Source organism: Rhizobium sp. YTUHZ044 (genome assembly GCF_051123975.1).
Taxonomy (GTDB): Bacteria; Pseudomonadota; Alphaproteobacteria; order Rhizobiales; family Rhizobiaceae; genus Rhizobium.
In genome coordinates, this window is record NZ_CP101426.1 from 17,077 (window position 1) to 38,206 (window position 21,130).

At 63.3% G+C, this 21,130-nt stretch carries 17 protein-coding genes; 2 read left to right on the forward strand and 15 right to left on the reverse strand.

From position 1 onward, the window contains the following. Position 1 precedes the first annotated feature (1 nt). The 9 genes from miaB to NL154_RS00135 form a co-directional block, all read right to left on the reverse strand. Positions 2-1,411 carry a tRNA (N6-isopentenyl adenosine(37)-C2)-methylthiotransferase MiaB gene (miaB, locus tag NL154_RS00095; protein ID WP_434733397.1) on the reverse strand — a complete coding sequence of 470 codons (1,410 nt, stop codon included), beginning with the start codon at positions 1,409-1,411 and terminating at the stop codon, positions 2-4. 49 nt (positions 1,412-1,460) lie between these two features. Then, positions 1,461-2,258, reverse strand: coding sequence for a lysophospholipid acyltransferase family protein (locus NL154_RS00100; protein WP_434734127.1), 798 nt, complete (start codon positions 2,256-2,258; stop codon positions 1,461-1,463). A gap of 27 nt (positions 2,259-2,285) precedes the next feature. Beyond that, positions 2,286-2,714 carry a Fur family transcriptional regulator gene (locus NL154_RS00105; RefSeq protein ID WP_085776722.1) on the reverse strand — a complete coding sequence of 143 codons (429 nt, stop codon included), beginning with the start codon at positions 2,712-2,714 and terminating at the stop codon, positions 2,286-2,288. Between the two features lie 81 nt (positions 2,715-2,795). Then, entirely contained in the window at positions 2,796-3,290 is a 495-nt protein-coding gene (locus tag NL154_RS00110; protein WP_210629447.1) for a GNAT family N-acetyltransferase, read from the reverse strand. A gap of 2 nt (positions 3,291-3,292) precedes the next feature. Next, a complete protein-coding gene (gene tsaB, locus NL154_RS00115; protein ID WP_210629446.1) occupies positions 3,293-3,955 on the reverse strand; it encodes a tRNA (adenosine(37)-N6)-threonylcarbamoyltransferase complex dimerization subunit type 1 TsaB in 663 nt (220 codons plus the stop codon). A gap of 89 nt (positions 3,956-4,044) precedes the next feature. After that, entirely contained in the window at positions 4,045-4,611 is a 567-nt protein-coding gene (locus NL154_RS00120; protein WP_210629445.1) for a NifU family protein, read from the reverse strand. A 109-nt stretch (positions 4,612-4,720) separates the two neighbouring features. Continuing rightward, a complete protein-coding gene (locus tag NL154_RS00125) occupies positions 4,721-5,212 on the reverse strand; it encodes a universal stress protein (RefSeq protein WP_011423764.1) in 492 nt (163 codons plus the stop codon). A gap of 111 nt (positions 5,213-5,323) precedes the next feature. Beyond that, positions 5,324-6,388 carry a tryptophan--tRNA ligase gene (gene trpS / locus NL154_RS00130; protein WP_434733398.1) on the reverse strand — a complete coding sequence of 355 codons (1,065 nt, stop codon included), beginning with the start codon at positions 6,386-6,388 and terminating at the stop codon, positions 5,324-5,326. 87 nt (positions 6,389-6,475) lie between these two features. Then, complete coding sequence (locus tag NL154_RS00135; RefSeq protein WP_221153683.1) at positions 6,476-6,883, reverse strand: VOC family protein; 408 nt, start codon at positions 6,881-6,883, stop codon at positions 6,476-6,478. Between the two features lie 185 nt (positions 6,884-7,068). Here NL154_RS00135 and NL154_RS00140 point away from each other — a divergent pair, with 185 nt between their 5' ends. Continuing rightward, positions 7,069-7,497: a YcbK family protein gene (locus NL154_RS00140; RefSeq protein WP_210629442.1), complete on the forward strand. Its 429-nt coding sequence runs from the start codon at positions 7,069-7,071 to the stop codon at positions 7,495-7,497. A gap of 116 nt (positions 7,498-7,613) precedes the next feature. Here NL154_RS00140 and murJ read toward each other — a convergent pair whose 3' ends face one another. The 4 genes from murJ to mutS all read right to left on the reverse strand — a co-directional run bounded on the left by murJ (position 7,614) and on the right by mutS (position 15,252). Then, positions 7,614-9,194: a murein biosynthesis integral membrane protein MurJ gene (gene murJ / locus NL154_RS00145; protein ID WP_221153694.1), complete on the reverse strand. Its 1,581-nt coding sequence runs from the start codon at positions 9,192-9,194 to the stop codon at positions 7,614-7,616. A gap of 10 nt (positions 9,195-9,204) precedes the next feature. Next, positions 9,205-12,108 carry a [protein-PII] uridylyltransferase gene (locus tag NL154_RS00150; protein WP_210629440.1) on the reverse strand — a complete coding sequence of 968 codons (2,904 nt, stop codon included), beginning with the start codon at positions 12,106-12,108 and terminating at the stop codon, positions 9,205-9,207. A gap of 130 nt (positions 12,109-12,238) precedes the next feature. After that, positions 12,239-12,514 (reverse strand): hypothetical protein, encoded by a 276-nt coding sequence (locus NL154_RS00155; protein ID WP_210629439.1) that lies wholly within the window; start codon positions 12,512-12,514, stop codon positions 12,239-12,241. Between the two features lie 11 nt (positions 12,515-12,525). Continuing rightward, positions 12,526-15,252 carry a DNA mismatch repair protein MutS gene (gene mutS, locus NL154_RS00160; protein WP_210629438.1) on the reverse strand — a complete coding sequence of 909 codons (2,727 nt, stop codon included), beginning with the start codon at positions 15,250-15,252 and terminating at the stop codon, positions 12,526-12,528. A gap of 113 nt (positions 15,253-15,365) precedes the next feature. Here mutS and NL154_RS00165 point away from each other — a divergent pair, with 113 nt between their 5' ends. Continuing rightward, the gene (locus NL154_RS00165; RefSeq protein WP_210629437.1) at positions 15,366-17,648 is read left to right on the forward strand and encodes an NADP-dependent malic enzyme; all 2,283 of its coding nucleotides are present in this window, start codon (positions 15,366-15,368) and stop codon (positions 17,646-17,648) included. A 202-nt stretch (positions 17,649-17,850) separates the two neighbouring features. Here the strand turns inward: NL154_RS00165 and NL154_RS00170 are convergent, their stop codons facing one another. Together NL154_RS00170 and NL154_RS00175 are read right to left on the reverse strand one after the other, a co-directional pair. After that, complete coding sequence (locus tag NL154_RS00170; RefSeq protein ID WP_210629436.1) at positions 17,851-18,726, reverse strand: GNAT family N-acetyltransferase; 876 nt, start codon at positions 18,724-18,726, stop codon at positions 17,851-17,853. Positions 18,727-18,836: 110 nt separating this feature from the next. Further along, the gene (locus NL154_RS00175; protein WP_221153709.1) at positions 18,837-21,119 is read right to left on the reverse strand and encodes a hybrid sensor histidine kinase/response regulator; all 2,283 of its coding nucleotides are present in this window, start codon (positions 21,117-21,119) and stop codon (positions 18,837-18,839) included. Positions 21,120-21,130 lie beyond the last annotated feature (11 nt).

A 21,130-nucleotide genomic window follows, 5' to 3' on the forward strand; every position in this document is an offset into this window, starting at 1 on the left:
GTTAGACCGCAGCCTCTGCGCGTTCGGCAAACAGGCTGTTCGTTCCGGTTCCGGTGATTCGCACTTTGATAATGTCACCGATTTGCGATGCTTTTGCATCAACATTCACGGATTGAAGCCAGGGAGAACGTCCGATCAGCTGGCCCGGCATGCGGCCGGGTTTTTCGAGCAGCAGATCGATCTCCTTGCCGATGCAGGATTCGGCAAACTCCTGCTGCTGCTTCAAAAGAAGCGCTTGCAGGCGTTCCAGCCGTTCTGCCTTGATCTCTTCCGGCACCTGGTCCTTCAGTTCCGCGCCGGGTGTGCCCGGCCGAGTCGAGTATTTGAACGAGAAGGCCTGCGCATAGCGCACCTCCTCCACAAGTCTGAGTGTATCCGCAAAATCCTTGTCTGTCTCCCCCGGAAAACCGGTGATGAAATCGCCCGACAGCGCGATGTCCGGGCGCACGGCGCGGATGCGCTCGATCAGACTGAGATATTCTGCCGCCGTATGACGCCGGTTCATCGCCTTCAGGATCCGGTCGGAGCCCGATTGCACCGGCAGGTGCAGGTAGGGCATCAGCGCCCTGAGGTCGCGATGCGCCTCGATCAGCCGGTCGTCCATGTCGCGCGGATGGCTTGTGGTGTAACGCAGCCGCGCCAGGGCGGGGATCTCGGCAAGGCGGTAGAGGAGGTCGCCGAGGCTCCACGCCTCGCCGCGCGGTCCGGCGCCATGCCAGGCGTTGACGTTCTGGCCGAGCAGGGTGATTTCGCGCACTCCGGCTTCGACGAGCTTTTCGGCCTCCTCGACGATCTGCGAAACCGGCCGCGACACTTCCGAGCCGCGCGTATAGGGCACGACGCAGAAGGTGCAGAACTTGTCGCAGCCCTCCTGCACCGTCAGGAAGGCGGTGACGCCGCGGGCGCGGATCTTGCGGCTCTCGGCGAGAGGCAGGTGCTCGAACTTGTCCTCGATCGCATATTCCGTATCGACGACGCGCTGGCCCTCTTTGGCCCGGCGCAGCGCCTCCGGCAGGCGGTGATAGGTCTGCGGCCCGATGACGACATCGACGGCGGGGGCGCGGCGCAGAATCTCTTCGCCTTCGGCCTGGGCGACGCAGCCGGCAACGCCGATCATCATCTCCCGGCCGTCGGCGGCCTTTTTCTTTTTCATCTCGCGCAGCCGCCCGAGCGCCGAATAGACCTTCTCCGCCGCCTTCTCTCTTATATGACAGGTGTTGAGCAGAACGAGATCCGCCTGTTCCATGTCTTCGGTCGGTTCGTAGCCGTCGCGGGCAAGCGCATCGCTCATGCGCGTGGAATCATAGACGTTCATCTGGCAGCCATAGGTCTTGATGAAGACCTTGCGGCTGTTGCTGCCGTCGCGGAGAGAAACCTCCGGGGCCTGAAGAAGGGCGTTATCCTGTGTCATGGCGCGCTATTTAGTGGTTTTTGCCGCCCGAGAAAAGAGACCTCTCGGCTTAGCCGATATCGCGACCGCGCAGGCTTGTGTTGAGAAGGCTGCGGATGCGCGAGGCGATCGTCGCGCTTACCTCCTTGCGATTGCTGTCGGCGCGGTATTCCACCGCCTCGCCGAAGGAAACTTCCGCGTCGATGGCGCCGCATCTGAGAATGTCGATCAGATGCGGCAGGAGCTCGATATCCCCCGGCCAGGCGGCAAGCGGCCGGTGGTAGCGTCCCATCGGAACGCCGTGCACTCTGGTATAAGCAACGGCCACCGGCTGCACCACGACGGTTCCCGTCGGCGAATAAGGCACCGCCATCGCGGCAGCGCCGAACAGCGACGACTTGACCTCCAGCAACCGGTTGCCGTCCGAGGTCGTCCCCTCGGGGAAGAGCACGACAATCTCGCCGTCGGCCATGCGCCCGGCGATTTCATTTGCCTGATGGCCGGTCTTGCGCCTTTCCTCGCGCACGACGAACACGCTCTTCTGCAGCTTGGCGAGGGTGCCGAAGATCGGCCAATCGGCGACTTCGATCTTGGCGATGAAGGCGACGTCGGCGACGGCCGACATCACCATGATGTCGAGCCAGGACGAATGATTGGAGCAGAGCATCAGCGGTCGGCGGTCTTCCAGCCTGCCTGTCACCCGGACGCGGAGGCCGAGACAATAACAGATGATACGGTGCCAGACGCGCGGAAGACTACGGCGCAGCCGCCAGTCGAAACGCAGGGCCAAGACCTGCAGCGGCATGAGCACGATGCTGACGGCAAGGATGACGACCGCAGCGAAGGCAATGCGCAGCCAGGCAATCAAATGCGGCACTCCCGGGCTGCCATCGCTTCAGAGATCTTCCTTCTTCAACGGAATGCCGTAGAGCTCCAGGCGGTGGTCGACCAGCTGGAAGCCGTGCTCGCGGGCGATGCGCTCCTGCAGCGCCTCGATCTCAGGCGAACGGAATTCGATGACCGTGCCGGTCTTCAGGTCGATCAGGTGGTCATGATGCTCTTCCGGCACCGTTTCGTAGCGCGAGCGCCCGTCGCGGAAGTCGTGGCGGGCGATGATGCCGGCATCCTCGAACAATTTGACGGTGCGATAGACCGTGGAGATCGAGATCTTCGCATCGACCTTCACGGAACGGCGGTAAAGCTCTTCGACGTCAGGATGGTCTTCCGACTCTTCGAGGATGCGCGCGATCACGCGGCGCTGCTCGGTCATGCGCATGCCACGTTCGGCGCAAAGCTCCTCGAGGGTCTTGGCTACGTCGGTCATGGCCCGCCTTCAAAAATAATCGCGTTTCCACAATGCCTGCACGGCGTTTGCGCCGGTCCGCATGTCATGCTCTGCAGGGAACTATCGAAGAACGCGCTTCATGACAAGCGCCGTGGAACGGGCGCCGTTTTCCTGCTTGTAGTAGCCCTGGCGCTCGCCGACCTTTTCAAAGCCGAGCTTGCGGTATAGGCCGAGCGCCGCCGTATTGCCGCTGTCGACCTCGAGAAACATGCTCTCGCCGCCACGCGCCCGCGCCTCGCGCATCGCCGCCTGCATCAGCCGCCAGCCCAGCCCGGCACGGGCGACCTTCGCCTGCACGGCAATCGTCAGGATCTCGGCCTCGCCGGCGACTTGGCGGGCAAGGATAAAGCCGGGAAGCGGCTTTTTCAGGATGGCATTGGTCTGGCGCGCGACGAAGCCGAAAACAGTCTCCTGCGACAGCAGGCTGTGGAATTCGCCGTCGCCCCAGGGCCGGGCGAAACGCTCGCCATGCAGGACGGCGACGTCGCGGCAATCCTCGCGCTCCATGGCGATGATTTCAAATTCCGGCTTCAGCGTCAGATAGGCTTCCAGCATGGTCACACTCGTCGCGCAATCGCATATCCGGCCTGCGGCTTGGCATCCGGTCCGCGCAGATAAAGGGGCTTGGGCTTTCCGGCATCGGCAGGGGCGGCAGCCCCCAGACGCGCGACAATCGAAATCGGAAAGACGTTGGGGTGATCGCCACCGGCGCTGGCCTTCAGGAGCGGCGTTGCCGAACCGGTGATTTCACCGTCGAAGCCGGCCGCTAAAGCCTGGGCCTCGGCGACGCTTGCCGCCCGCGGCTGATCGAGCGGGGAACCATCGGCTGCGAAGGACTGGAGATAGATTTCGTCCCGCTTGGCGTCCATCGCCGCCAGCACGGCGCGGCCGGGCGTCTTCTCACGCTGGGCGGCGGCCATCACCTCGAGCGTGGTGACGCCGACGACGGGCACATTGAGGGAAAGCGCAAAACCGCGGGCTGCGGCAACGCCGACGCGGATACCGGTAAAGGAGCCGGGGCCGATCGTGACGGCAACGCGGTTGATCTGAGAAAGTGTCACTCCCGCCTGATCCAGCACGCGATCGACGATACCGATCAGATGTTCAGCATGCCCCTTGCCGATCATGTCCGATGCCTCCCCCAGCACCGTATTCCTGCCGCTGTCATAAATGGCGGCAGCGCAATCCACACCTGCCGTGTCGAGCGCCAGAACGATCATGCCATCAATTTCCGAATAAACTGTTTGTCGCCTAACCATAAACCGTCCGGCCGAACCTGAGATGAACGGCCGGAGCGAATTCGAAATTCTTAAGCGGCAATCACTTCCTGCACTTCGGGAACGAAATGGCGCAGCAGGTTCTGGACGCCGTGCTTCAGCGTCGCCGTCGAAGACGGGCAGCCGGAGCAGGAGCCTTTCATGTTCAGATAGACCTTGCCGTCCTTGAAGCCGCGGAAGGTGATGTCGCCGCCGTCCTGGGCGACGGCCGGGCGCACGCGGGTCTCCAGAAGCTCCTTGATGGTCAGCACGATCGATTCATCGGCTTCATCAAAGAACTCGTCGCCGGCATCGGCATCCTCGGAAAGGATGGAAGCATCCCCCATGACCGGCTTGCCGGACATGAAATGCTCCATGATCGAGCCAAGGATAGCCGGCTTAAGATGCTGCCATTCGGCGTTGTCCTTGGAGACGGAAATGAAATCATAGCCGAAATAGACACCGGTCACACCGGGAATATCGAACAGTCGGGCGGCGAGCGGCGAGGCTTCAGCCTCTTCGGCGCTGCGGAATTCGGCGGTGCCGTTTTCCATGACGACCTTGCCTGGCAGGAACTTCTGTGTGGCGGGGTTCGGCGTGGCTTCGGTCTGAATGAACATCTGGCTCTCCATGTGACAGGCTCGAGACCTCGGCCGTCTTTAGAATTCTTCAAAAGAAGATAAGCCCATTGCCTGATCTAATCAAGAGACTTGCACTCAAGAAATAGGCTCAGCAGAGGGCGTCGATTTCCTCGTTGGTCAGCGTATCCGGCAGGACGGTAACGGGGATCGGAAACGCCGCCGCGCGTCCGGCGACCGACGAAACAAGCGGTCCCGGACCTTCTTTTGCCGAGCCGGCGGCAAGAACGAGGATCGCCACATCGCGGTCTTCCTCGATCACGGCGTTGATCTGCTCGGCGGCACTGCCTTCACGGATGACGACCTCAGGCTCGATGCCGATCGTCTCGCGCACGATCTGGGCGATCTTGGCAACGGTTGCCTCGGCTTCCTCGCGCGCCTCGGCCCGCATGATCTCCTCGACGCCGAGCCATTGCTGGAAATCGCCGTTGGGGATCACATAGAGCAGCACCAGGCCGCCATTGGAATTCTTCGCGCGCCGGCCGGCATAATGAACGGCGCGCTGGCATTCGGGTGTTCCGTCGATCACCGCCATGAATTTGCGGCGGTGGCCTTCGAGCCGTGAGAGTCGCTTCGATACCATGGGGCGGACTCTGACACCCGAAGCGGAAAAATTGCAAGCGCAGTTTTCTGGCGCCTCTCGCTCTGACGGAGATCCTCTTCTCCCCCAAGAAGGCAGAAGAAGAGATCTGCCTCAGTAGAGGAAGCCGATGACGTCGCGTACTTGGCTCATCGTTACTTCGGCGCGGGCTCTCGCCCGTTCGCCGCCCTTGCGCAGGATCGCGTCGATATGGCTGGTATCGTCCATCAGCCGGCGCATCTCGCCGGTGATCGGCGCCAGCACATGGATGGCGAGATCGACCAGTGCCGGCTTGAAGACGGAGAACTGCTGGCCGCCAAAGTCGGCCAGTACCTCCGCCTTCGATTTGTCGGCGAGCGCGGCATAGATCGCCACCAGATTGTCGGCTTCCGGACGGCCCTGCAACCCGTCAACCTCGCTCGGCAAACCGTCCGGATCGGTCTTGGCCTTGCGGATCTTCTTCGAGATCGCGTCCTCGTCGTCCATCAGATTGATGCGCGAAAGGTCGGAGGGATCGGATTTCGACATTTTTTTGGTGCCGTCGCGCAGCGACATGACGCGCGGCGCCGGTCCGCCGATCAGCGGTTCGACCATCGGGAAATAGGCATGCACCGGCTCGTCGCCGACGGTGATGTCGATGCCGTAGCCGCTCTTGCGAATATGCTCGACATAATCGAGGTTGAACTTCATCGCGATGTCGCGGGCAAGCTCCAGATGCTGCTTCTGGTCCTCGCCAACCGGCACATGAGTGGCGCGATAGACGAGAATGTCGGCGGCCATCAAGCTCGGATAGGCGTAAAGGCCGAGCGAGGCCTGCTCGCGGTCCTTGCCAGCCTTGTCCTTGAACTGCGTCATGCGGTTCATCCAGCCGATGCGGGCGACACAGTTGAAGATCCAGGCGAGTTCCGCGTGCTGCGGCACAGCCGACTGGTTGAAAACGATATGTTTTTCCGGATCGATGCCGGCGGCGATGAAGGCGGCGGCGATCGAGCGCGTCTGGCTCGGCATGTCCTCGTGCACCAGCTGGGCGGTGAGCGCATGCATGTCGACGACGCAGTAGATGCAGTCGTTGCCTTCCTGCAGCGCCACGAACCGGCGGATCGCACCGAGATAATTGCCGAGATGCAGATTGCCGGTCGGCTGTACGCCGGAGAATACGAGTTTCTTGAATTCGCTCATGTCGTCCTCAATAGGCTGGTGGAGGGCCCCAAGGCTTCTCGCCTATGTTGCTAACGCCGCGGCTTATGCACGGGCGGCCGATCGCAATCAAGAGGTTCGGGCTGCGGCATGCTGGATCAGGTCGAAGGTGTTGCCGTAAGGATCCGCAAAGACCGCGACCGTACCGTAAACCTCATGTCTGGGCTGCTCGAGAAAACGCACGCCGGCGCCGAGCATGGCGGCATGATCGCGAGCGAAATCGTCGGTCTTCAGGAAGAAGCCGACGCGGCCACCCGTCTGGTTGCCGATCGCCGCGCGCTGCGCCTCGTTGGCCGCCTGCGCCAGCAGAAAGGCGGCGCCATCCCCGCCTTTCGGCTTCACCACCACCCAGCGTTTGCCCCCCGGCTGGGGCTCGTCCTGAAGGCAATCGAAACCGAGGGTGCCGCAATAAAAGCCCTTGGCGCGGTCGTAATCGTCGACGACGAGCGTGACGAGAAAAAGAGACTGAAGCGTCATGTGATCTCCCATGTTTGGATGTTTATTCCACCTAGGACGCGAATGAAGCTCACTTTTAAGCCGAATTGATCAGCGCCATTAGTTAAAATTGAGTATAAAATTTCACAGAAAAGCTTTTATTGAACTGAGAATCCTCGGCCGCGCTGGCCAGTCCAACGATCGCCAGCTAACCGCCCGGAGGGACCATGCAGAACGTCAGTTTGCTCGCCATGGCAGGCCTTTTCGCCCTACAATCCGCAACCGGCGCCGTCGGTCAAGACAGCAAGAGACCGGCCATTCATCTTCCCACGCATGAGGCGCGTCTCGCCTATGCGGTCCAGACCGTCAGCGTGCGCGCCGGCTGTTTTCCAGAGCGTCTGCGAGCGATCCTCTCGCATATCGCCGCAAAGACCGGACGCCGCCCGATCGTCACCTCCGGCCTCCGGCCGCATCCCCGCCGTCATGGCTCCCTGCATGGAAAATGCCTGGCGGCCGATATCCGGGTGCCCGGCCTCTCGGAACGAACAATCATTGCTGCCGCCAGGACAGCTCCAGGCATCGGCGGCATCGGCAGCTATTGCAACGGCATCATTCATGTCGATGTCGGCCCGCAACGACGATGGGTCGATTGTTAAAGCAATTTGAGAAACGTGCGGCTCGGCCTTGTGCAAGAGCTGTCCGGTTCGGACCCGCCCAAAGCCGTCGGTGGCGGCAGCCGGGTGAGGGGCAGGTTTCGCCAATTTCCCTCGTTTCACACGTCCTTCGCCGGCACCGGCTTGCGGTTGAGGTTGCGCCTTATCATGCCAAGATCCGCCCCGCCGATCAGGAAGGCGGCGGCGAAATAGATGAGCATGGCGATTGCGATCAGCAGCCCCAGCGTACCGACCTTGCTCAGAAGCGGCGCGCCGGAGGCGAGCCATGGCGCCCAATAGTGCTTGAGGAAGACGATTGCCGCGCCCATGACGGCCGAGGCGACGATCAGCAGGGCGGCGCGTTTTGCCAACGCCCATTCCCATGTCAGATGGCCGCGGCGCAGAAGCGTGGTGAACAGCAGCAGCGTGCTGATCCAGCCGGCTGTGGCTTCGGCGACGGCGATGCCGGGCGCGCCCATAAAGGGAAAAAGGGTCAGCGCCGTCGCGCAGTTGGTTCCCACCGCGATGGCCGAGAAGCGCATCGGCGTCTTGGTGTCCTCGCGGGCATAAAAGCCCGGCTGCAGCGCCTTGATCAGCACGAAGGCGGGCAGGCCGATGCCGTAGATCGCCAGGATCGAGCCGACCACCGCGGTGTTCTCCTGATGGAAGGCGCCGCGCTCGTAGAGCACGCGGATGATCTCGTCGGAGAGGATCCAGAGCGCGAAAGCGGCGGGGATGGTCAGGAACAGCACGAATTCGATCGAGCGGTTCTGCAGGTTTGCCGCTTCGCGTAGCGCCCCGCCCTTCAGTGCCCGGGCGAGCTCCGGCAGCAGCACGACGCCGACAGCGACGCCGACGACGCCGAGCGGCAGCTGATAGATGCGGTCGGCATATTGCAAGGCGGCAATCGCGCCGTCGCGGGAGGAGGCGATCGCCTGGCCGATCAGCTGGTTGATCTGGGTAATGCCGCCGGTGACGGCGGCCGGCACGGCGAGGATCAGCAGCCGCTTGACATTCGCAGTCATTTTCGGGAAGCGCAGGCTGATGCTCATGCCGGCCGCCAGCACGCCGACATAGACGACGGCGAGCTGCAGCACCCCGGCGGCAAGAACGCCCCAGGAGAGATACCAGGCCGTCGCGAGCGGATCGGCGCCGGTATAGAGCGAATAAAACAGCGCTCCGATCATCACCACGTTGAGGAAGACGGGGGCGATGGCGGCGGCGAAGAAATGATGCAGCGAATTCAGCATGCCGCTCATCATCGCCGTCAGCGACATGCACATCAGATAGGGAAACATCACCGCCGCCATGCGGATCGTGATCGAGAATTTCTCGGCATCGTCGGCAAAACCCGGCGCGATGATGAAGCGCACCAAGAGCGGCATGGCAAGCTCCATCACAATGGTGATGAGGAGCAGCACCGAAAACAAGACGCCGAAGACTTCTTCCGAAAAGCGCTTGGCGCCGTCCGTGCCGTTCGCCTCGATTTCCTTGGCAAAGAGCGGCACGAAGGCGGCATTGAAGGCGCCTTCGGCAAACAACCGCCGGAAGAGGTTCGGAAAACGGAAAGCAGCGTAGAAGACGTCGGCCATCGGTCCGGTGCCGAGCGCCGCCGCCATCAGCGTTTCACGGGCGAACCCGAAGATCCGGCTGCCGAGAGTGGCGCCGCCGACGGTCGCGAATTTCTTGACGAGGCTCATGCTTTGGGGCTCATGCGGGGGAATCGGCTTTCTTTTCGGCGGCGGGCGATGTTCGGGTGGCGGCGGGCGCGATGATGCCGGAGGGCATGCGCTCGCGCAGCTCGTCCTGCTCCTCTGCCATCACGGCCTTCATGCGGGCGGTGATATTGGCGCGCTTGCTGTCGCCCGATATTTTCTGACCCACGAGATCGGTGACGTAGAAGGTGTCGATCACCTTCTCGCCGAAGGTGGTGATGCGCGCCGACTGGATGTCGAGCGACAGATCGGAGAGCACGGCGGTGATCTCCGACAGCAGGCCCGGCCGGTCGAGGCATTCGACCTCGATGACCGTGAACTTGTTCGACAGGCTGTTGGTGATGTTGACCGAGGGCGGAATGTCGAAAGCCTTGCTTTTCTTGCGGTTGCGCGTGCGCGTGGCGATGACCTCGGGCAGGCGCTTGCGGCCGGCCAGTACATCCTCGATCATCCGCCCGATCGTACCGGCGCGGCGAAGCTCGTCGGCGTCGTCGGAAAATTCACGGCTGACATGGATCGTATCGAGCGCCCGTCCATCCGAGGTCGTGAAGATCTGTGCGTCGACGATGTTGGCGCCGGCCGCAGCACAGGCGCCGGCAATGACGGCGAGCAGTCTGGGATGGTCGGGCGACAGCACTGTGATTTCAGTGATGGCGTGGAAACTGTCGGTGCGCACCATGGTGGCGAGCGCCTGGCCCGCCTTGTCAGCCTGGCGGATGAAGTCGGCGTGGCGGAGCTGGTCTTCCAACGGCACGGACAGCAGGTAGGGCTGGTAATGCAGCTTCGTATAGGTGTTGCGGTCCTTCTGGCTCCAGGCGGAAAGGGCGCCGCGCAGCGCCTCGGCGGCGGCATTGGCCCGCTCCTTGCGGGAGACCTCCGAAAAGCCGCCGGCCAGCAGCAACTCGGTTTCGTAATAGAGCGTGCGCAGCAACTGGCCCTTCCAGCCGTTCCAGACGCCGGGCCCGACGGCGCGAATATCGCAGATCGTCAGGATCAGAAGCATCTTCAGCCGGTCGAGTGACTGTACGCGGTCGGCAAAGTCGATAATGGTCTTGCGATCGGTGAGGTCGCGGGTCTGCGCCACCATCGACATCGTCAGATGTTCCTCGATCAGCCAGACGACGAGTTCCGTCTGCTTCTGCGACAGTCCGAAGCGGGCGCAGAGCTTGCGGGCGACGCGGGCGCCGGCGATCGAGTGATCCTCCTGGCGGCCCTTGGCGATGTCGTGGAGCAGAACGGCGACGTAGAGCGCCTCGCGATCCTCGATGTTCGAGATCAGCTTGTTGGCAAGCGGATGCAGATCCTCGGCGCGTCCCTTGTCGATCTCGGAGAGAACGTCGACGGTGCGGATCAGATGCTCGTCGACGGTGTAGTGGTGATACATGTTGAACTGCATCATCGCGACGATCTTGCCGAAATCGGGGATGAAGCGGCCGAGCACGCCGGCCTCGTTCATCCGGCGCAAAATCAGCGCCGGGTCGCGCTTCGACGTCAGGATCGACATGAAGAGGCGGTTCGCTTCGTCGTTTTCCCGTAAGCTGTTGTCGATCAGCGCGAGCGAACGGGTGACGCGTTTCAGCGCATCCGGATGGAATTCCAGCCCGTTGATGTCGGCGACGTGAAAGAGCCGGAGGATGCTGACCGGATCGCGCTTGAAGACATCGGCGTCGGCGAGAGCGATGCGGCCGCGGTCTTCGACGAATTCGACGCTGCCGGCGATTTTGCGGGTGCGATGGGTAAAGCGGCTGATGACGCCGGTGAGGCCCGGGATCGACTTCGCCTGCTGGTCTTCGAGCGCGGCGCACAGGATGCGTGTGAGATCGCCGACGTCCTTGGCCACGAGGAAATAGTGCTTCATGAAACGCTCGACCGCCGAAAGGCCCGGGCGGGTGTGATACCCGAAGGCTTCGGCGATCTCGCGCTGGATGTCGAAGGACAGGCGCTCCTCGGCCTTGCCTGTCAGGAAGTGCATATGGCAGCGCACCGCCCAGAGAAAATCGTCGGCTTTCTCAAGCAGGCGATATTCGTGTTTTGACAAGACGCCGAGCTTGATCAGCTCCGCCTGGTCGCGCACGTGGTAGTAATATTTCGAGATCCAGAACAGCGTGTGCAGGTCTCGAAGCCCGCCCTTGCCTTCCTTGACGTTCGGCTCGACGAGGTAGCGCGTGTCGCCCGCCTTGCGGTGGCGCTCGTCGCGCTCGGCCAGTTTGGCGGCGATGAATTCGGGGCCGGTTCCGGTGACGATCTCCTTGTCGAAACGGGCCTCGAGCTCGGTTTCCAGCCGCTGCAGGCCGCAGATATAGCGCATCTCGAGGATCGCGGTACGGATCGTCATGTCGGATTTGGAAAGCGCGATGCATTCTTCCACCGTGCGGGTGGCGTGGCCGACTTTGAAGCCCATGTCCCAGAGCACGTAGAGCATGAATTCGACCGCCTTGTGCGTCTCCTCCGAAGGCCGCGGCGGGAAGAGGAAGAGCAGGTCGATATCGGAGCCCGGTGCCAGCGTGTCGCGGCCGTAGCCGCCGACGGCGGTGACGGCGAACTTGTCCTTCTGCAGCGGAAAAATACGGGCAGTGGCGAAATTGTAGAGGACGGTGATGATCTGGTCCTGCAGCCAGGATATCCGAAAGGCGCAATTAAGACCGCTGCCGTCGGCGGCAAGGGCTGCGCGCGCCTTCTGCCGGCCGTCCGCGCTCGCCTTTTTCAGCGCCGCGAGAAGATCGGCGCGCATGATGTCGGGCCGGTTCCGATTGGCTTCGGCAACGGCGTCGCACTGCGTCTGCAAGAGCTCGGTGTCGAGGATCTCCGAGAAATCGAGGTTGCGCGTCGCGCTCACAGGGGTGGTTTCCTGTCCATGCCGGGCTGCCTGATCGGGGCTCGCCTCACGTTTCGTCTGCATGCGCTATAACCTCTTTGCCCGGCGATTGACACGGGCCTTCATATTGCAAGAACCTTTAAATTTGGCGAAATGGTGTTGCCATGCTGCGATGCGGGACGCTTTGCCGCAAGCGGCGGCCTTTCCCTAAAGCCTAGTCTGCGATCTGCGCATGCAGCGAATACAGCACCTGCCGGGTCTCGCGCTGGATCTCCTCGAGCGTCGCCCTGTCGCACTCGCGGTAGCCCGCCTTAGCGATCGACGTTCCAAGTTCAGAGATCATAGCGCAGGAGCGGGTGATTTTCAGCAGGCCGATCGGCGATGTCCAGCCGCGCGCGTTGCGGTCTTTGTCGGCGCGCCGCATCGTGTCGAGCATGGAGCAGATGAGCGAGAGGCGCTCGGTTTCGCGGACCAGCTTCGCCATGAACATCGGCTGCGCTCCTATTTCAGCTTTTTCTTGAGATCGTAAAGCGCATCAAGCGCCTCGCGCGGCGTCATGTCGTCGAGGCTCATCGCCTTCAGCGTCTCCTCGACCTTGGAGGGGCCGCGGGCAGTGTCCTCGCGGCGCACCGCCACCTGGAAGAGCGGCAGGTCGTCGATCAGCTGGCTCGCCGGGTTCTTGCGGTCGGCATCTTCGAGGCGGGTGAGCACGTCGCGGGCCCGCGACACGACCGAGGCCGGTAGTCCGGCAAGCCTAGCGACCTGGATGCCGTAGGAGCGGTCGGCGGCACCCGGCCCGACCTCGTGCAGGAAGATCACGTCGCCGTCCCATTCCTTGACACGCATCGTCGCGTTCGATAGCCGGCCAAGCTTTTCCGACAGCACGGTCAACTCATGGAAATGCGTGGCGAAGAGGCCGCGGCAGCGATTGGCCTCATGCAGGTGCTCGACGGCGGCCCAGGCGATCGACAGCCCGTCGAAAGTGGCGGTGCCACGGCCGATCTCGTCGAGGATCACGAGCGAGCGGTCGCTCGCCTGGTTGAGGATAGCAGCCGTTTCCACCATCTCGACCATGAAGGTCGAGCGCCCGCGCGCCAGATCGTCGGAGGCGCCGACGCGGGAGAACAGCCGGTCGACGATGCCGATATGGGCCGATGTCGCCGGCACGAAGGAACCCATCTGCGCCAGGATCGCAATCAACGCGTTCTGACGCAGGAACGTCGATTTACCGCCCATATTCGGGCCGGTGAGCAGCCAGATCGCCCCGTCCTTGTCGCCCGTTTTCGGCGACAGATCGCAATTGTTGGCGACGAAGGGGCCGCCCGCCTGGCGGCGCAGCGCCTGTTCGACGACCGGATGGCGCCCGCCCTCGATCGCAAACATCTTCGAGCCGTCGACCTGCGGCCGGCAATAGGCCTGCTCTTCGGTGAGCAGCGCCAGGCCTGCGGCGACGTCGATCACCGCAAGCGCCCGCGCGCCCGCCTTGATCGCTTCGGCCTGCGCCACGACGGCTGCCGTCATCCTGTCGAAGGCTTCGAGTTCGATCGCGAGCGCCCGGTCGGCTGCGTTGGCGATGCGGCTTTCGAGATCGGCAAGTTCGGTCGTGGTGAATCGCATGGCGCTTGCCATCGTCTGGCGATGGATGAAGCGGGCCTTCGCTTCGGCCGTGTCCGTCATCGGAGCGGCGTTGCCGGCGGTCACCTCGATGAAATAGCCGAGGATATTGTTGTGCTTGATCTTCAGCGACCGGATGCCGGTTTCTTCGGCATATTGCAATTGCAGCCCGGCGATGACGCGGCGCGACTGATCGCGCAGCGCCCGGACCTCGTCAAGCTCGGCGCTGGCGCCGTCGCGCAGGAAACCGCCATCGCGTTTCAACAGCGGCAATTCATCGGCGAGCGTCTCGGCAAGCAGGGTTTCGAGGCCCGCCGGAAGGGCTTGCAGCCCGGAGAGCGCTTGATCAAGCTCTTCCGGCAGCATCGCGCTTGCAAGCAGATCGGCAAGTCCGCCGGCCGCTTGCAGGCCCTGGCGAATTGCCCACAGATCGCGCGGTCCGCCGCGGTCGAGCGCCAGGCGGGAGAGCGCGCGCGGCATGTCGGGCACATGTTTCAGCGTGTCGCGGAGCTTGCCGCAGAGCGCGGGCTCTTCGATCAGGAAGCCGATCGAATCGAGCCGCGCATTGATGCGGGCGGGGTCGGTGAGCGGCGACATCAGCCGTTCGGCGAGAAGTCGCGCGCCGCCACCGGTGACGGTGCGGTCGATCGCCTTCAGCAGCGAACCATTGCGATCTCCGGAGAGCGTTCGGGCAAGCTCCAGGTTGGCGCGGGTGGCCGGGTCGATGAAGAGCGTCGACGCGGCACTTTCCCGCTCCGGCCTGCCAAGCGGCGGCCGTTCGGCAATCTGCGTCTTCTCGACATAGGCGACGGCGGCTGCGGCCGCCGCCAGCTCGGCGCGCGAGAAGCTGCCGAAGCCGTCGAGGGTCGAGACGCCGAAATAGCGCGCGATCCGGCCTTCGGCGCTGGCGCTGTCGAAGAGCACGGAAGGCTGTGGAACCGCCGTGCGGCCAAGCACGTCGAAGACCGGCTTGAGCTCGGCATCGTGGAAGATCGTGTCGGGCAGGATCAATTCGCGCGGATCGATGCGCAGGATGTCGGCCAGCAGCCGCGCGCTTTCCGTCTCGGCAAGCCGGAAGACGCCTGTGGAAATATCGATCCAGGCGAGCGCCAGCTGCGGTTCGCCGCCGCCGCGGATGCGGGCAAGCGCCATCAGATAGTTCGATTCCGAAGGCGAGAGCAGCTTCTCCTCGGTGATCGTGCCGGGCGTGACGAGACGGATCACGTCGCGTTTGACGACCGATTTGGCGCCGCGTTTCTTGGCCTCGGCCGGATCCTCGATCTGTTCGCAGACGGCGACGCGGAAGCCGAGCGAAATCAGCTTCTGCAGATAGTCGTCGGCCGCATGCACCGGCACGCCGCACATCGGGATATCCTGACCCATGTGCTGGCCGCGCTTCGTCAGCGTGATGCCGAGCGCGCGGGAGGCTTCCAGCGCATCCTCGAAGAACAGTTCGTAGAAATCGCCCATGCGATAGAACAGCAGCGAACCCGGATTGTTCGCCTTGATCTCGATATATTGCTCCATCATCGGCGTCGCCGAGGCGCGGCTTTCCGCCGTGGCGAGCTCGGCAGCCGAAAAGGCTTCATTCCCAATGTCTATACGTGCGTTCACGGAGGTGCAGTTTTTCCCAAAAAAACAGGTGCCAACCCTATCCGCGCGCCGCTATAGATGACAACTGCATTTGAGGAAGAGCGAAGCGTCGCCCACAGGACGTTGGAGGATTTATGCCCGATATCGACAAGAAGGACCGACCGGTGACCTCGGTGACCGATCAGGAGGCGCTTGATTTTCACGCCATGGGCCGCCCCGGCAAGCTGGAGATCAACCCGACCAAGCCGATGGCAACGCAACGCGATCTCTCGCTCGCCTATTCCCCGGGCGTCGCCGTCCCGGTCAAGGCGATCGCCGCCGATCCGCAGACCGCCTATGACTATACCGCACGCGGCAATATGGTCGCCGTCATATCGAACGGGACGGCGATCCTCGGCCTCGGCAACCTCGGCGCGCTTGCCTCCAAGCCGGTCATGGAAGGCAAGTCGGTGCTGTTCAAACGCTTCGCCGATGTCGATTCCATCGACCTCGAGATCGATACGGAAAATGTCGACGAGTTCATCAACTGCGTGCGCTTCCTCGGCCCCTCCTTCGGCGGCATCAATCTCGAGGATATCAAGGCGCCGGATTGCTTCGTCATCGAGAGCCGGCTGCGCGAGCTGATGGACATTCCCGTCTTCCACGACGACCAGCATGGCACCGCGATCATCGCCGCCGCCGGCCTGATCAACGCGCTCGAACTGACCGGCCGCGACCTGAAGACGACGAAGCTCGTCTGCAACGGCGCCGGCGCTGCGGCGATCGCCTGCGTCGAGCTCATCAAGGCGATGGGTTTTGCACCCGAAAACGTCATCCTTTGCGATACCAAGGGCGTCATCTATCAGGGCCGCACCGAGGGCATGAACCAGTGGAAATCGGCGCATGCGGCAACGACTGACGCGCGCACGCTGAAAGAGGCGATGAACGGCGCCGACGTCATTTTCGGTCTGTCGCAGAAAGGCGCCTTCTCGGCCGAGATGATCCGCTCGATGGCCGATCGGCCGATCATCTTCGCCATGGCCAATCCCGATCCCGAGATCACCCCGGAGGAGGTCGCCCGCATCCGCGACGACGCCATCATGGCGACGGGGCGTTCCGATTATCCGAACCAGGTCAACAACGTCCTCGGTTTTCCCTATATCTTCCGCGGCGCCCTCGATGTGCGCGCCTCCACCATCAACGACGCGATGAAGATCGCCGCCGTCAAGGCGCTGGCAAACCTTGCCCGTGAGGACGTGCCCGATGATGTCGTCGCCGCCTACCAGGGCAACCGCCCACGTTTCGGGCCGCAATACATCATTCCCGTTCCCTTCGATCCGCGCCTGATCTCGGCAATCCCGGTGGCGGTCGCTGAGGCCGCGATCGAAAGCGGCGTCGCCCGCAAGGTGATCACCGACATGGCCGGCTACGCCCGCGAGCTCTCGGCGCGCCGCGATCCGATCGCCTCGACGCTTGCCAGCCTCTACGAACGTGTCCGCCGCCGCCCGAAGCGGATCGTCTTTGCCGAGGCCGAAGAAGAACAGGTCCTGCGCGCCGCCATGTCCTACGCCAACCAGCAGCTCGGCACCGCCATCCTGCTCGGCCGCGAGGACCTGATCCGGGCGACGGCGGAGCGCGCCGGCATCGATCTCAACCGGCCGGGCCTTGAGATCGTCAACGCCCGTATCTCGACCCGCGTCGAGGCCTATATCGATTATCTCTATGCCCGGCTGCAGCGGCGCGGTTATCTCCATCGCGATGCTCAGCGCCTGATCCACAATGACCGCAACCACTTCGCCGCCACCATGGTGGCGCTCGGCGACGCCGACGGCATGGTGACGGGCATCACCCGCAACTATTCCACCGCGCTCGAGGATATACGCCGCTGCATCGACGAGAAGCCCGGCCACCGTGTCATCGGCGTGTCGCTGGCGCTCTGCCGCGGCCGCACCGTCTTCGTCGCCGATACGGCCGTGCATGATATGCCGACGTCCGAAGAGCTTGCCGATATCGCCGAAGAGGCCGCCGGTCTCGCACGGCGCATGGGTTATCAGCCGCGCGTCGCCTTGCTTGCCTATTCCACCTTCGGCCATCCCTCCGGCGAACGGTCCGAGCGGGTGCGCGAAGCGGTGAAGATCCTTGACCGGCGGCGCGTCGATTTCGAATATGACGGCGAGATGGCGGCCGATGTGGCGCTGAACCGCAAGGTGATGGAGCAATATCCGTTCTGCCGGCTCTCCGGCCCCGCCAATGTCCTCGTCATGCCGGCCTTCCACTCGGCCTCGATCTCGACGAAGATGCTGCAGGAACTCGGTGGCTCCACCGTGATCGGCCCGATCCTCGTCGGCCTCGACAAGCCGGTGCAGATCACCTCGATGGGCGCCAAGGACAGCGACATCGTCAACATGGCGGCGATTGCCGCCTATGGCGGATCATAAGGCCATCTGCTCGCACAGCGAGCTATTCAGTGACCGGGGAGTTCGGCGAATCAGCCCCTCATCCGCCTGCCGGCACCGTGCCGCGACCTCTCAGTTCCTCGCAGGTCTATCATAGGGTACGTCCACTCTCCCCGTCATTACGGGGAGAGGGTTACAGTGGAGGCAGCCGTTGAGCCTACCAGACGGCAGTGCCACGAAGCGATCAGCTTGCGAAGCGGCCGGCGTCGGCGCCGTAGTAGTTCAGGTAACGGTCGGAAATGCTGGAGATCGGCAGCACGATCAGTACGTCGGTCGTGTTGAAGGCATGATCGATGACTGCGCTGGAGCCGACCATCGCGCCGAGACGCAGATAGCCCTTGATCAGCGGCGGCAGGGCCATCAGCGCCCGTTTCGGGTTGACGGCCTCGGCCGGCATCAGGTCCATGGTGCGGGCGAGATGCGGCAGTGCGCCGATGGCCCACTCGTCCTTCGCCAGCACATTGTGGTAGAGGAAGGACAGCGCCAGCGCGTGGCTTTCGAGATAGACGCCGGGAAACGAGGCGCAGCCGAACATCGCGCTCATGCCGTGCTTCAGCGCATAAGCCCAGTTGCCCTGCCAGAGAAGCTCGACCGTGCGTTTGGTTCGGTATTCCGGCAGCACACAGGAGCGTCCGAGTTCCATGAAACGCTTGTCCGGATGCTTGACGAGGAGGCTCTCGATTTCGAATTCGGAAGCCGAATAAAAACCGCCATTGGCGATGGCGACGTCCTGGCGCAGCAGCCGATAGGTGCCGACGATCTGGTCTTCCGGATCACCCTCGAGCGAGCGGTCGAGAACGAGAAGATGGTCGCAGAAAGCGTCATAGGCATCGAAATCGCGTTCGCGACGCATGGCTTCCGGCGGCAGCTGCGCCTTCATCTCGTCGACGAAGACGCGGTAGCGCACGGCCTGGGCCGCATCGATCTCACGTGCCGTGCGGGCAAGGCGGGTTTCGAGATTGCCGATCCGGCCGAGGATGTCGCCGTCTTTCTGCGCAGCCGCCGACGGCCGTGCAGCCTCCGCGGTAACGTCGTGATTCAGGATGTCGATGGAGGACATGGCGATTCTCCCGTTGCCGGCTTATCGACGCCATAAAACACTTCTGTACGACAGGAAAGTGACATATTGAATTTCCCGGCGCAAGCAGCGCGCGCAGTCAATCCAGTGACCTATCGCGCCTCTGCCCGGCGGGCGGAAAGAGCGGCGACCGCCTGAACTTCCGTCAGCAGCCGCACCGGGTCGACCGGCTTTACCATGACGCGGTTGGCGCCATTGAGCAAGACCTGGCGGCGCGACTCGTCGCTCTTGTCGGCGGTGAGCACGATCACCGGCACCGGGTCGAGATCGAGTCGCCTTTCGTGGCCGCGCAGGCGTCCCAGCATGTCGATGCCGTTGCCGCCGGGCATCGATAGATCGCTGATGATGATGTCGGGCCGAGCGTTCGCCTCGCCGAGGGCGCAATCGAGAAGCGTCTCGAAATCCTCGACATGGTGCACCTTGTGTCCGCCCTTTTCGAGCATGACGCGCACCAGCATAGCATTGATCGGATCGTCCTCTCCGAGCAGGATGCGCAGCCCGTGTGCGGCAACCACGGTCTCGGCCATCGGCAGGCCGAAACCCGGCTGGTTGTCGTTCAGCGCGTCGCGCTTCTCCATGCCGCGCATGCGCCCGCGCAGCACATCGATCAGCGACTGTTCGCGCAGCGGCCGGATGAGCCAGGCGTCGAACAGGTCGAGCGGATGGGCGCTGCGCTCTTCCGGATTGACGAGCAGGACTTTGCGCAGGCCGAGGGCAGCGATCTCGGCGCGATCGGCGAGATGCGCTGAAAATTCCGCCGACATACGATGATCGACGATGATATCGGTCGGCCGGCGGCCGCCGCTCGCCATTCCGAGCAGCCTCGCGCGCGCAGCCTCGCCGGTGTCGACCAGATGGCAGATCCCGCCGAGCGCGGTGATCGTTTCGGCAATGGCGGAGCGGGCGGCCCCCGCCGGCGCCAGCAGCACGACGCTGTTGCCGGCAAGCAGCGTGTTTCGCCGCTCGGATCGCTCGCTGTCGAGTTCGATGGGGAAGCGGATGGTGAACGTGCTGCCTTTGCCCTTTTCGCTGGTGACCGTCAGGGCGCCGTCGAATTCGCGCATGATGCGGGCTGAGATGGCAAGGCCGAGCCCAGTGCCGCCGCTCTTGTCGGCAACGTTTCCACCCTGTTCGAACTCGCCGAAGACGCGCGCCTGCTCCTCCGCCGTCATGCCCGGACCGGTGTCGGTGACGGTGATCAGGAGGTTGCTGGCATCGAGCGATACGCGGATGAAAACGCCCCCAGCCTGAGTGAATTTGACGGCATTGCCGATGACGTTGAACAGAACCTGGCGCAGCCGCGCCGCATCGAAGTTCATTTTCTCCGGAACGTCTGATGACACGGTAGCGCCGATCTCGATCCCCTTTTCATGCGCCCGGTGAGCGAGCATTTCGACGACGCTTTCCAGAAGCTTCCGCAGCGATTCCGAGCGCGGGTGAAGCTCGAATCGGCCGACCTCGATGGTGGAAAAATCGAGCAGATCCTCGACGAGCTGCGTCAAGGCGTGGCCTGACTGGCGGATGTTGGCCAGATAATTCTGCTGTTCCTGCGTCAGCCGCGTTTCCGCGAGCAGATGCGTCATGCCGAGAATGCCGGAAAGCGGCGTGCGCACTTCGTGGCTGACGGTTGCAAGCAGCCGCGATTTCGCGGCGCTGTTATACTCGGCTTTCTGGCGGGCCGACTCGCGGCTCTGCGCGATGAGCCGCTCCTCCGTGACATCACGGGCGACGCTCTGCAGCAGTAGGCGCCCGCTGCCCGGATCGCGGGTGACAACGTCGCGCCAGAGGAAAATGCGCTGGCCTTCCGGCGTCGATATCTCGACGTCGTAGCAGTGCGGGATCGGGCCGGGGCGGAAGGCAAGCCCGATCTCTTCGCAGGTCCGCCCTTCCGGACGCAGCCGGCCGGTCAGACGGCGAAACGTGTCGTTGGCCGAGATGATGCGCCGGTCCATGGCGCGGGTGAGGGTGATGTCGCCGAGCACGTCATGCACCTCGGCGAAGAGCTTCGCGCCATCATCGCCGTTCGGAGTGGATCGACCGGCCGGCTGCCGGCTTCTCTGCCGGCGAACCATCAGCACGGCATAACAGGCGATGACGGCAAGGCCGAGAGCAACAAGACCGCCCGAAAGGAGCAGCGGCTCGCCGGCATGAGCAAGCAGCGTCAGGATCATGGCGGCCAGAAAGCCGACGCCGCTCAGCCAGTAGAACAGCATGCGCCGCGTCGCTGCAGGCCCTGATAGGGAAGCGGCACCCGGGTGCGCTGTCGATACGCCGGGACGCGGAGAGGGTTCCTCCGTCCGCTCCTGAGGCGGCTTGACGGCGGTTCCGCCGAAGGCGGCGGACAATCTTTCCTGCAACTGTCCCAAACTCTGCATGGTATCTGGAT